10 protein-coding genes and 1 riboswitch are annotated in these 12,925 nt (G+C 52.6%); of the genes, 2 read left to right on the top strand and 8 right to left on the bottom strand.

Annotated elements, in window-relative coordinates:
* Positions 1-9 precede the first annotated feature (9 nt).
* The gene (locus H3T88_RS05130) at positions 10-327 is read right to left on the bottom strand and encodes a DMT family transporter (RefSeq protein WP_015021572.1); all 318 of its coding nucleotides are present in this window, start codon (positions 325-327) and stop codon (positions 10-12) included.
* 8 nt (positions 328-335) lie between these two features.
* Positions 336-399: riboswitch (guanidine-III (ykkC-III) riboswitch) on the bottom strand.
* Positions 400-600: 201 nt separating this feature from the next.
* Here H3T88_RS05130 and H3T88_RS05135 point away from each other — a divergent pair.
* A complete protein-coding gene (locus H3T88_RS05135; protein ID WP_198203790.1) occupies positions 601-2,040 on the top strand; it encodes an FtsX-like permease family protein in 1,440 nt (479 codons plus the stop codon).
* A gap of 20 nt (positions 2,041-2,060) precedes the next feature.
* Here H3T88_RS05135 and H3T88_RS05140 read toward each other — a convergent pair whose 3' ends face one another.
* The 7 genes from H3T88_RS05140 to H3T88_RS05170 all read right to left on the bottom strand — a co-directional run bounded on the left by H3T88_RS05140 (position 2,061) and on the right by H3T88_RS05170 (position 11,410).
* Positions 2,061-4,742, bottom strand: coding sequence for an ABC transporter permease (locus H3T88_RS05140; RefSeq protein ID WP_198203791.1), 2,682 nt, complete (start codon positions 4,740-4,742; stop codon positions 2,061-2,063).
* Entirely contained in the window at positions 4,736-5,437 is a 702-nt protein-coding gene (locus tag H3T88_RS05145) for an ABC transporter ATP-binding protein (RefSeq protein ID WP_198203792.1), read from the bottom strand. The genes H3T88_RS05140 and H3T88_RS05145 overlap by 7 nt, the downstream gene beginning before the upstream one ends.
* 733 nt (positions 5,438-6,170) lie before the next feature.
* Positions 6,171-6,911, bottom strand: a complete 741-nt coding sequence (locus H3T88_RS05150) for a triose-phosphate isomerase family protein (protein WP_198203793.1) — start codon at positions 6,909-6,911, stop codon at positions 6,171-6,173.
* 178 nt (positions 6,912-7,089) lie between these two features.
* Positions 7,090-7,539 carry an RpiB/LacA/LacB family sugar-phosphate isomerase gene (locus tag H3T88_RS05155; protein ID WP_198203794.1) on the bottom strand — a complete coding sequence of 150 codons (450 nt, stop codon included), beginning with the start codon at positions 7,537-7,539 and terminating at the stop codon, positions 7,090-7,092.
* Positions 7,540-7,541: 2 nt separating this feature from the next.
* Entirely contained in the window at positions 7,542-8,594 is a 1,053-nt protein-coding gene (gene pdxA / locus H3T88_RS05160) for a 4-hydroxythreonine-4-phosphate dehydrogenase PdxA (protein ID WP_198203795.1), read from the bottom strand.
* A 1-nt stretch (position 8,595) separates the two neighbouring features.
* Positions 8,596-9,993, bottom strand: coding sequence for a four-carbon acid sugar kinase family protein (locus H3T88_RS05165; RefSeq protein ID WP_198203796.1), 1,398 nt, complete (start codon positions 9,991-9,993; stop codon positions 8,596-8,598).
* 49 nt (positions 9,994-10,042) lie between these two features.
* Complete coding sequence (locus H3T88_RS05170; protein ID WP_198203797.1) at positions 10,043-11,410, bottom strand: MFS transporter; 1,368 nt, start codon at positions 11,408-11,410, stop codon at positions 10,043-10,045.
* A 126-nt stretch (positions 11,411-11,536) separates the two neighbouring features.
* Here H3T88_RS05170 and H3T88_RS05175 point away from each other — a divergent pair, with 126 nt between their 5' ends.
* A complete protein-coding gene (locus tag H3T88_RS05175; protein WP_198203798.1) occupies positions 11,537-12,502 on the top strand; it encodes a sugar-binding transcriptional regulator in 966 nt (321 codons plus the stop codon).
* The last annotated feature ends 423 nt before the right edge of the window (positions 12,503-12,925 follow it).

Here is a 12,925-nt window from a genome sequence, read left to right on the forward strand (position 1 = left end):
CGTCAATTCTTAATTGACGATCTTGAGCCCGACCACGCAGGCGACCAAGCTAATGATGAGCAGAATGCGAGCCAGCGAAACAGGCTCCGAGCCCGTAGCCATGGCGTATAGGACAGTCAAGGCAGCTCCGATGCCTACCCAGACCGCGTAGGCCGTGCTGGTAGGGATGCTGCGCATGGCAAAGGCCAGACCCATCATGCTGAGAATCAGTCCCACAATAAAAACGATGTCAGGGACAATTTTGGTAAAACCCTGAGACTTGCCCAGGGCGGTGGCCCAGACCGATTCACAGATGCCCGCGAGTATGAGTACGATCCACGAGGACATGGTTCCCTTTCGGCAAGTCTTGTCGCTGTCCGGGTACTTGACCATCGTCCGGGAACCTGCATTGGATTCTGGGTATCAGAGTAGCACGGGAGGCGACTCTGAAGGCGGACTAAGCAGGGGAGTGGTCGACGGTCCATTGCGAGAAGGAATCGGGGTTGATTCAGGGGCAAATCAGGGGTTTGCCGGATGTTATCTTCCGCGCAGATCGGCTATTCATATACATAGAGGTGGATAGCAGAATGTACGCACGAGGATGTGGCAGGTGAATGAAACATGACTTGGGCCTTGCGTGACCTGAAAGCCAATAGTGGCATCTGGGCTGGCGTCTTTATCGTTCTTGTGGTTACCCAAACCCTGCTCTGCGCCATGAGTGTGAGTATGGGAGTCAACAGCTATTACCAGGGTCTGTCGGTCAAGACCAGGGATCCTGCCAAGAGTCTGGCTTCGGCCCTGAGTCTGGTCTTCCTCACGGTCATTGTGCTCGGCTGCTTGGTGATCAAGCAGACACTGCAAGCATCAATTCGCCAACGTCGGCGAGGCCTGGCCCTTCTCTCGCTGTTGGGAGCCACGCCTAAGCAGATCCTGCTACTTACACTTTTGCAGGTGATCATTCTGGTTCTGCCGGCCTCCCTTGTTGCCGTGGCTCTTTCACCTGCGCTGGCTGGAAGGATCCTCGATTGGTATTCCACCGGGATGCGAATGCCGGTACATTTTGCTTTTACCTGGCGCAGTTTTCCGGGGTCTGCCCTGACCGGTCTTACAGTGGGATTGGCCACGGCCGTCTTGGCGACCAGCCGGACATTGCGGGATTTGGGAAAGACGACACCTGTCCGGGTGGTGCGCCGTGCTGAGGAGAGCGAATCGATTGACCGCCCCCGACATGGTCGTGGTCTTGTATCCCTTTTTCTTGGGCTGGCCTTGCTGCTGTTGCCGTTGCCTGTCTTTGCCTATCTTTCGCACAGCGGCTCTGGGCCCTTGGATCCTAAGCAAGTCCAGGCGGTCATAAGTGCCGTTGGAAGTGGACCGCTTTTCGCCATTCTCTTGCTTCTGATAGCCTTGGCTCGCGCTGGTGGGCCGGTTATAGGCAGGGCCACTCAACTCTGGACTGCTCTGGTGCCGTCATCGTCTGCTGTCTGGCGGATAGCGCGTTCACAGGCTGTGGTCAGGAGTCGAGACACTACATTCGGCTCAACAGTTATAGCTCTGACTGCATGTATGTTTCTGGTCGGCGGTCTGTTGGCTGCCGGAGGCACCAGTACCGTCGCCATGAACAAGGTACCGGGAATAGAGAATGTCACATCGGGAGGAACCCTGGAGTTGCTCTATGGTTTCTGGGCAGCGCTGCTGGTCGCCCTGGTCGGCGTGATCGCGGGGTTCGCTATCGCCGCTCGGGATCGTGACCTCGATCTGGCGCTCCTGTCAATCGCTGGGGCAAAACCGCAGCAGCTTACTGCTATATCCACATTGGACGGCACCATCGTGATGACTACAGGCATTATCATCGCAGCAGGCGGCACCGGACTGGTCGGACTGAGCACAGCTATGGTCTACTGGCCCCTTATACACAGTCTGTCCGTAGTTTTTCCTTGGCAGTTTTTCCTTATCTGCGGGTTGCCGATCATCGTCGTCGGGTCGCTGGCGACCATGCTGACGGCGCGGCCTGCATTGAGACGCTCGCCCATAGCTATTCTGCAAGGCGCCATAGGCGAATAAGGCTTATGCATAGCGCAGGCTCATTCCACGCTTTTCAGCGCTGAGACAGGGTCGATACGGTCCAAGGTAGGGTTGGTAAAGAACTGAACCACAAGGGCGAATACCATTGTGGCTGCAGCTGCAATCAGGCAGGAAACCGGCTTGATCTGAACATCGAAATAGAGGGATGGCATATTCAGGGCGGAAGTCAGCAGTCCGGCGACATACCGGCCCAGCGGCAGGCCTAGAAGAATGCCTATCAGTGTCAGAATCAGCATCTCCTTGTTGATATAGGTGTGAACCTCTCGGTCATGGAACCCCAGGACTTTGAGAGTGGCTATCTCCCTGGTGCGTTCGGATACGTTGGTCGAGGACAGGGTGAATAGGACAGCCAGAGCCAGACCGCCAGCCAGCGCCACGATCAGCATGACCACCGCGTACATCAGATCAAAGTTCATGGATCGCTCCATGTCGACGGTGCTGACGGCCGAGGCTACCTCCTGGTTTCGGCTAAGACGGTTGACGTAAGAGACCTGCTGGTCGCGAGAGCCGGTCAATAGGGCATAGACTGCATTCATGGCTGTGCTACCGCCCTGGCTGGTTTTATCAAACAGACGCTGATAACAGTCCGCTGTCAGATAGACGTCAGAACCGATTAGACTGCGGGAGACAGCAGCGACCCGCGTTTGCACCGCGTTCATATCCTTGTCGAGTAAGCGGATGGCCGATCCGGCGGACAGGCCTAGGGAATGAGCAGCCGATTGGGACACAATCGGACCCGCATTGCTCAGATGGAGGGTTTGAGCCCTTCGATCTGTTGAACGTAAATTGACCATTTTGGAAAAAGATGGCTCCTGGTCTTTCGGAACCACTACCAGTTGAATCGCCTCGGACTTCTGCCGATGCGAATGAGGCAATTCAGCAGTCATTCGACTCGACTCCACACGAATCGGCATTATCGAGCGTGTGCGGCCGTCCTTCTGCAGCAGCTGACGCAGCGGGGTCAGATTGTTCTGCGAGCTGACGGCCAGCAGATTATAACGGTAAACGTTATGGAACTGTCTGGGCCCCAGGGAATCAACCGTGTCACTGATGGCCAAGCCGCACAAAATCAGGGCCGTGCAGCCGGCCACCCCGCCAACGGTCATGATCATCCGCCCCTTGAATCTGAACAGATTGCGGGCCGTGACCTTGTTGAGGAAGGACATGCGCCTCCAGAGGGGCCCAATCTTCTCCAGGAAGATGCGTGCGCCAGCTTTGGGGGCCTTGGGCAGCATCAGTTGCGCCGGCGTCTGTCTCATTTCGTTGGCGCAAGCCACTGCAGTTGCCAGAAGCACACCCACAGCGAACAGGGCCACTCCAAACGAACTATAAGCCCAGTCGTAAGCCAAACGAGTGCCGGGCACGACATACAGATCGCGCAGAATCGTCAGCAGGAAGGCCGGGATGCCGATGAAACCTGCCAAATTCCCCAAACCGCCGCCAATCAGACAGGCCAGAAGGGCGAACAAGATGTACCGCAGGGCAACGGGTATGCGTCCGTAGCCCAAGGCCAGGTAGGTACCAATCAGTCCACGCTCCTCTTCGACCATGCGAGTCATGGCAGTCAGGCTCATGAGCACGGCAACCGTTAAAAAGATTACAGGGAAAGCTCGGCCCAGAGATTGGATGGAATCGATGTCGGACTTGAAATCAGAATATGATCCGCTGGTTGCGCGACTGTTGAGATACCAGCGCACAGGTGGCACCAAGGTGGCAGGATCCGTTGTCGCTCCACCTGCTGTCTTTGGCATGGTCTGGTCGCCTGAAACAGCTTCAGCCGCCTGCGGGAATTGCCCCGTTCGCCTTGCTTGTTCGAGTTGCAGTTTGACATTGTCGACCAGCTCTTGATGACGGGCCTCTTGCCTGTCGGGCTGGACCTTACGCGCTATCCGGTCGGTCATACGATTGACCGCGTCTTCGTAGTCGTCCCTGAAGGTGTCCATCTGCTCGCTGCCCTGCATGCGCAGTGAAATGGCCGCATAGACTGGCTTCTGCTGTTGGCTCCCTGAGTCGGCAGGTGCTTTGTTGGGCAGGAAGAGGCGGTAATCGGAGGTTGTGGTTCTGCGGAACCCTCCTGCCCGCCGACCTCGGGGATTGACCAGATCCTGTGGATCAAGAACGGTGCCGATGATTGTTAGTTCAGAGGTGTTATCAGCAGTCTGACTGGCATCGTGATCGTCCTCCAGTTGGATGTGACCACCCAGCCGCAGATGACTGTCAGTCAGGAATTTTTGCGTGACCGCCACCTCATTCTTGGACTGAGGCAACCGTCCGGCCTGAAGATAGGGTTGGTTCAGACCGTGGGAGTGCAAACGGACCAGAGTCAACTCTTTCTTGCTGCCGTTTACCGTTGTTTGAGCTTTCTGGAATTCTTCCGCCTGGGCCTTGCTGACATCGGACAGCCGCCTGAGAGCCTGCAAGTCGTCGTCAGTGAGGCCGGAGGAGGAGACCACCTGCACGTCGTAGAGCCCCTGGGCCTTATACAAGCGGTCGGCTGCCTGATACATGTCCTGGCAACCTGCCCAAATGCCCGTCAGGACGGCCACGCCCAGAGCAGAGATCAGACCGATGGCCAGGAAGCGCTTCCAGCTGTGGAGCCAAGAGCGCAGCATATCTTTGACAAAAGCGACGGGAAAGCGAGCATGGCTGTCTTGCCCAGGAGCTGTCTTGACCCTTACCATTCGATCTCCTCGACCGGAGTGGGGTGGTCGTTGACTTCCTGGCTGATGACCTTTCCCGAATGGAAACGGATTAAATTATCAGCCATTGGTGCCAGAGCCGAGTTGTGAGTGATGATCAATACCGTCATTGACTGTTGGCGGCATATGGTTTGCAGAAGATTCAAGACTTCACGCCCGGTTGTAAAGTCGAGGGCGCCTGTAGGTTCGTCGCACAAGAGGATTTTCGGTCTTTTGGCGATCGCTCGTGCAATGGCCACCCTCTGCTGCTCACCGCCTGACAGCTGTGATGGAAAGTTGTCCATACGGTCTTTCAAGCCAACGTCTTCCAAGGTTTGAACCGGATCAAAGTGGTCAGTGCAGATCTGTGATGCCAGTTCAACATTTTCAAGAGCTGTCAAGCTGGGAACCAAGTTATAGAACTGGAAAACGAAGCCGATGTCGTTGCGTCTGTAGTCGATCAGTTCATGATGGCCCAGGTTGGTTATCTGCCGGTCGCCCACAGATACCTGACCAGAGGTGGCGGTATCCATACCCCCTAGAATATTGAGCGCGGTCGTTTTTCCCGCCCCGGATGCGCCCAAAATAATCGTCAACTTCCCCTGATCGGCTGTGAATGAGGCCTGATCCAAAGCTTTGATGATTGAGCGACCAGAGGGATAGGATTTGACGACCGAGTTGAACTCGATAAAAGCCATACTCCTCCTCGCAATACTGCTTTATCAAGGCTATCGTGAAAAAATGATTTTCATAGAGAGCTCAAAAGAGGCGCGTATCAAGGCTTTTAAGCATGTCATTCATCTCTCGGATGAATCCGGATTGCGTTAGAGTGGTTCCAGTTTTTGAAAACTGGTCGGCAATCAACTCCATCATTGCCATACGGGTCGTCGAGCGCCGAAAACGATTGAGACGGCTGCTATATGGATGTGACTTGCCGATTGAATCACCGTACACTTTTGGTATGGCATGTCATTCTCATGTCGATACATATGTTAGTGGCGGTGTGTATAGATTTTTGCTGTAACGGATTGTCGACATGCCGACCCCAGGAAGCCGATCATCCGCAATCAACGGCATGAGCACCTGTCTGTGCTTAAGTTTGCGTTTTCATAGGTCATTGGATGTTTGGAAGGATTCTTGGCTTAGTGATTATGCGCTTACCCCCCCCCCCCCCCACGTTTGGGTGATATCTGTTAGCGAATTCAGGCTTTTAATAGTGGGGTCCAGTATCTGTAAGGAACGAATCTTAATATTTGCGCTTGTACAATTGCGATCAAACAATAGACTTATCAATAAAGAGTCAAAACAGGGGTATATAGACCTCTTTCGGAGAGTAGACTTACACTCTTCACACTTTTGTCTGAGTCATTAGGTTAATTGATCAGTGCTTTTGCGAGCTTGAATAACCAATTGTTCGCAGGTGCGGTCGAATCAGGAAGCCTCCAGTATACGGGCCTCTTGCACAACCGAAATGAAAGCTTCGGGTTCGTGTGCGAATCGGCCTAAGAACAACCCGTCGACGGCTGGCCATAATTCAGTCAGAAGCCCTGGTCCTGCCGAGCCTCCATAAATGATGGAGATTTTATCGGCGTACTGCCGGAAATGTTCAGAAATAGCAGTACATACCTTGCGCACATGCTCTTTTGAAGCAGGATGCTGGGCTCCTATTGCCCATATCGGTTCATATGCCACCCATAGCGGTCCTGGCCTATGACCAGCTATAGCATTATTGATCTCCTCGATGCATACTTGAGATGCTTTTCCTGCATCCATGTGTTCCGGTTCGCCCACACACAACAATGGTGTCAGACCGTTGCGCCAAGCGGCGGCTACCTTGCTTGATATAAGGGCATTGTCCTCGTGATAATATCTGCGACGTTCAATGTGACCGATTTCTACAATCGAAGCACCCAGAGCTGCCAAATCTGAGCCGGATACTTCTCCGGTGTATGCTCCTCTGTCGTCGGCGCAGACATCCTGGGCTCCGATTCGCACCCCTGCCGGTTTCAGCAATGATGCCACTGAAGCAATGGTGAGAAAATCAGGAAGCATGGCCATAACGACAGAATCGGCGTCATGGGTGGGCTTCAGTAATTGAACCAGGCGCCGACAATAGTCAAGCGTCCTCTTTCGGGGGAAATACATCTTCGTGCTTAAGGCAACGATTGCCATGACTTCCACTTCCGCATGATCGAATTATTAGTATCAACTGTCAATCTACTTGCAGGATTAGCCCCCTGGCAGAAGCAGCGTCACTATTCCTGAAACGTCTTATCGCACAGGCGCGCAGAGACTTTTTGAGCTGCCTACCGCGCGCCTGAACGCATCTATCCACTTGGACCCGCGCATCTTAGCAGGTTCCGAGAGTCCCGCGTTCGTATTCGTTAATTCGGTCGACCTTAGGAGCGCTGCGTGAATTGGGGTCAAACGTATGGCTAAGATACTCGTCCATGAATATTTTGGCCGATTCCACCCCCACCACTTGAGCTCCCATTGCAATGAGATTCGCATTATTGCTGAGTACTGCTCGTTGAGCCTGATAAACATCCGTCACGCATGCACAATAAGCGCCGGGGACCTTGTTCGCAGCGATGGACACACCTATGCCGGTTCCGCACAGCAGAATGCCGCGGTCCTCTTCACCGGCCGCCACTGATTTCGCCACCGCTATGGCGGTGTTGGCATAAATAGGATCTGCAGAGGGGAAATCGACAACTTCATGACCGAGTCGCTCAGCTTCTTTTATCAAGGCCTGCTTGAGGTCAGTGGCATTGGGGTCACAGCCGAAAGCCAGCTTCATATCTACTCCTCTTCTCCTGCATTCTGTTCCTGCGAGCGTTTGAAATCCATGCCCATCTTGGCGTACACTGCCGCGACCCGTGTCGCCTCAATCATGCTGCGCCCCTGAGCGGTCCCCTTCCCGGCAATATCGAAGGCAGTGCCGTGATCGACTGAACTACGCATAAAGGGCAGGCCCAGCGTAATCGTCACCGCATGCTCGAAGTCCAACGTTTTGCAGCCAATGTGGCCCTGGTCGTGGTACATCGAGAGAATGCAGTCATTGTGACCGTCCAGATTCAGGGCGAAAATGGCATCGGCCGAAAGGGGACCTTCGGCACAGATTCCAAGCTTTTGTGCATCCTCGACAGCTGGGCGAATATCGGTGATTTCTTCTGTGCCGAACATGCCACCTTCGCCCACGTGGGGATTCAAAGCCGCGACGCCGATGGTCGGGTGTTTGAAGCCGAGTTTCTTGAATTCGGTGTCGATGTTCTTGAGAAATTCGAGTATGCGATCATGGTTCGCCAGATCACAAGCCTTGCGTAACGAAACATGTCGGCTGACGAAAAAAACACGCAGCTTATGAACGTTGAACATGGTTAAGGCATAAGGCGAATGCGTGAGCTCCTGATAAATCTCGGTATGTCCAATGTAAGGCACATCTGCCATTTTCAGTGCAGCCTTATTGATTGCTGCAGTGGAAACGGCGTCGATCTTGCCCTCCAATCCCAGTTCAATGGACTTGGTGATGTATGAGTAGGCGCGAATTGCAGCATCACGCTGAGGGTACCCGTATTCGATTTTCGCATCATTGGCCGCATCCGTCTGTAGCAGATCGACTGTGCCATAGCGGTAATATGCTTCGCCGGGATCGCTGATCATATGGATTTTCAGAGCATCTACATTGCATACTTTCATGGCCTGTTCAAAGCTGTCACGATTGCCGATGACGAACGGTTTGCATATGTCGTAAATCATCGCGGACCTCATGGTCTGCACCACGGTTTCGGGTCCGATTCCAGCTGGATCGCCAAGGGTGACGGCCATAACAGGCTTGTGCAATTCTTCGCTCATTTCAAACAGTCGCTTTCTCTGATTGGTTTACTTGGACATGTTGTTCATCGAAAAGACGGTTGACGACCTGAAGGGAGGTCTCTTCTACGCCGGTCAAGCCTCCTTTACATATCACCGGCGTGCCCGAGAAGGGTCCGCCGACAATAATTGATTGATCCACTTGAGGAATGAGGTAATCGACCATGTGCAGGCCCTGGGCGTCGATGGCCTTGCAGAAACGTACCGTGGTGTCGCCTCCTGTCAGATAGAAGCCGGCGCAACGTTCAGGGCTAACTATATTGGCCACCGTGCGGGCAACCTCACTGAATTTTTCCGTTATCAGATTCGAGGCTTCCTCGGCTGGAAGTCCGCTGATTTTCGTCAATTCGTCGGGTTTGGCAGGCAACTTGTTTTCCAAGGCATTGTCAACAGCAAGAAGCAGAACCCTCGGCAAGGTGGAGCCTGGTGAAAATATCCGTTTGGCTTGTTCTTCGACCCGCTGCATCTCCTTGCTGGATACCAACGGCTGATTTGAAATCAGCTTGATGGGATCGACTGAAAGAACCACTGTGCCTGGCTCAGCAGACAAGCGCATCATCTGCATACGAGTGGTCTTCGTGGCGCTGCCGGCGCAGGTGAGCACGATGCCGTTGTCGAATTCGCTGGCTTCGGTACGTATTGATCGATCAGGACGAGAACTAGGGCAAATGGATCTGTGCCTACGGGCCAATGCCAGAGTGAACGGGCCCGGATCTACGGCAACCACTTTCCATCCCAAATCGACGACGGCATCTGCGATCCACTGAATCTCCTCCAATGTAGCGGCATCAATCACGAAGACCCTGCATCCTCTAGACCGTTGCAGCAGCAGCTGGGCTGCTATGGTATGGGCGCCGAGCACTACATCGTCGACCGGGACATAAGCCACCTCCTGCTGCATCTGGGACTGCACAAGATCGCGCACATCAGAAAGCACTACAGGCGTGCGCACATCATGTGCGACGTCGGTCATTGCCAAGGGAATCGAGTCAATGAGCAAATACCCCCCGATCATGACTTTTTTCGATTGGGGCATCGCCGGCACCACCAACGCGACATAGTCGTCATCCAGGGCCGAAAGCATTCCTTCCACCTCGGAACCGATACTGCCGCGCATAGTGGTATCGATGCGCTTGGAAAACTGTGTGGCACCGAGCGAGAGTAAACTCTGTGTGGCTTCACGCACGGTTTTATAGGCCGCTTCCGGCTTCATGGCACGGGAGTCGGTGCTGGTGATAATCACGTTTTCGTCGGGACCCACGATATCGGCCATGGTCCGTGCGTCATAGCACAAGGTCGGTTCTATTCCTTCGCGTGCCAGCAACGCTCCCACAGTGGTGCCACCAGTGACGTCGTCAGCTACAATGCCAAGTTCGGTCATTATTGCTCCTTTGCTGCTTTCAAAGTTCTGCGGATGGGATGAAAAGTGCTCATTCGGCAGTTGCCTCCACTTCGACAGCCTTGTCATTTCGTGACTCAACTCCAGGTTTGAACTCGGTAAGTGTGAGCAAAATGAAGAATGCGATTACCAATATCAGTACGAAATAGCTGAATGCCACGGTGTAATTGTGTGTGGAATCAAGCAGCGCGCCTACGATCAGAGGTGCGAAGAAGCCACCGAGATTGCCTCCGCTGTTGATGATGGAAATGGCGAACGGATAGGTTGAATCAGTTGTCGTATTCATTGCAAATGACGTAAAGCCAGACCAGCCTATGTTGAGGAAGAAACCGGCAAGGATCAGCACGGTTGCCAAGAGTCCAGAGTTATTGGGAGTGATCAGCAGAATCGCCATCATCACCGCAGTCATCAGTGCCGTAATCAGCATCGCAGGCTTCCTGCGTCCGCGGAAAATGCGATCTGAGACAAAGCCGCCAAGAACAGCGCCGATTAGACCTCCGATATACGGAGTGGAGGACATCCAGCCCATGGAAATGGTTCCATAGCCTCGTGCGCTTTTCAGATAGTCGGGAATCCAGGTAATCATCCCATAGAGCACGTTGTTCATGCAAAAGTAGGCAAGCGTAACACCCCAGATATTCCAGGATTTGAGCACTTCGCCGTTACGACGGAGACGATGGCCTTGGCGCAGTCTGATGACCTTGTCAATCCAGCCCATATTGCCGAAATCGACTGCTGTGGCCTTCCCCCCGGTCTTGTCGCCTTCGATATACTCGAGCTCCGCCTTGTTGACGTGCTTGCTTTCCCTCGGATGAGAATGGACAATCATATAAAATACCACGGCCATGATGAATCCCGGTACCGAGAACCAGATGAACACGGATCTCCAGCCAAATGCCTGAGCCAGGAACACGGAAACTATTGGAACAAGAATCGGGGCCACCATGGTGGAACCGATGTAGACACCTGTGGCGATGCCTTTTTCTTTCAATGGGAACCATGAATTGATCGTTGATGTCATACCGACCGGTGTGGGGCCTTCAAGCAGTCCAAGGAACAGACGTAGGATCAGCAGCGCCAATGCTCCGCCTACATGGCCCATGAGGAAGGTGACGATTGAAAACCCTAAAATCGCCACGGAGACGATTTTTCTGGTGCCGAATTTGCCCATAACCAAGCCGGCAGGAATCTGAGAAACAGCATATCCCAGGAAGAAGAGGCTGGATACTGCACCTGCTTCAAAGTTTGAAATCTGGAATTCGCTTCTTATCATCGGCAGAATGGCACCAATATTAGAGCGATCTGCCATGCAAATAACGTAGCCTACGAAGATTGTCGAAAGGACTACCCAGCGATAACCGCTGCGGTGCTGTTGGGACGCTTTCTGTGTGGTTGCCATATTTGCTTCCTTGCAATATGAGTTCGGTTGAAACATGAAAATTTATATCAATTGTTCTTGTGATTTGAAACTAAAAACTGTACTTTTGAGAAAAGAGGTCAAAACAATGTAGCGAAGATGATACAAATGACGGATTTAACTGATAATGAGAAATCCCGTGACTATCTTGCCGACGTAGCGGAGTTGTATTGGATCCAAGGGATGAAGATCGAGCGGGTGGCACGCGAGATGGGTATTTCACGCTCAACGGTTTCCAGACTCATAGCAAGGGCCAGAAAAGAGCATGTTGTCGAATTCATCGTGCACAGGACGAAGAATTCTGCGCTTGAGCTCGAAAACCGGCTTATCCAGAAATACCATGTTCGAGTAGTCGTTGCCGATACCAGCGACAATGCAGACAACACATTGAAAAGAATGGCTGTAGGAAAATCCGCTGCTGTCTGGCTCAATACCCTTATTCATTCCAACACCACAATCGGGGTTGCCTGGGGCCGCACCATAGAGGCCATGTCGTTGCAATTGCAACAGCGTCATTTGCCGGGCATGCGAATCCTTCAGCTACACGGGTTCGGTAACTCACAAACCTTCGGAGAGAACTATGCCACGCAGATCCTTTCGCGGTTTCATAAGAACTTTGACGCGACAGTGCGGTTTCTTCCGCTCCCTGCGATTTTCGACTCTGAAAATACCAAGAATCTGATGTATCAAGAGTCAAGCATACGCAAGATTCTTGAATTACGAAAACAGATGAATCTGCTGATCACTTCTGTCGGCACACCGAACGGCTCCGAACCAAGCCCGCTGTTTACGCCGGGACTGTTGAGTAGCAAAGACATAAAGGCTCTACATGAACAAAAGGTGATCGGCAACCTCGCCTCTACATTTTACCGCGCTGATGGCAGTACCAGCGACATTGACCTGAACAGCAGGTCGACAGGATTGAATCGTACTGAACTGATGAGTGTTGCATCACGGTTGTTTCTTGTAGCCAGCCCCAGTAAAGCTCAAGCTCTGCATGTCGCTCTCAGGTCCGGGTTTGTGACGCACCTGGTGGTCGACCGTCAGACAGCGGTGGCACTGCTTAAGTTATAAAATATATGGGATGATGAATATACAATCATATGTTACATAACCACTGCTTATAGTACTTGTAAATGCATTGCACTCAGTCATCAGCATTGGGTACCTGTCTATCCAGAATTCCCAGAAATAAACGGATTTAACCAGGCCATGGAAGAAATTTAAGTCTGAGTGGCTCGCTTTTTGGCATGTAATTTTCGTATAAAGAAGATCATTGATAATCCAGAGAAGGGCCTATGAATAGGTAATAATGTGCGTGCTAATGTTGAATTTCGTACATACTACCTTCAAAGCTTGTATGTAAAGTTGTCGTTGCGGATGGCTCGTGGAGCAGGGGAGGCGTTATAGTCACCATAAATAGTGGTTTCTTATTTGTATTTGTGTCAAAAGAGTCTCCTTCAAGTAGCTAACTTCTTTTTTCTTTTGTCACTGGTT

Origin of the sequence: Bifidobacterium sp. W8110 (assembly GCF_016101375.1) — a bacterium.
Taxonomy (GTDB): Bacteria; Actinomycetota; Actinomycetes; order Actinomycetales; family Bifidobacteriaceae; genus Bombiscardovia; species Bombiscardovia asteroides.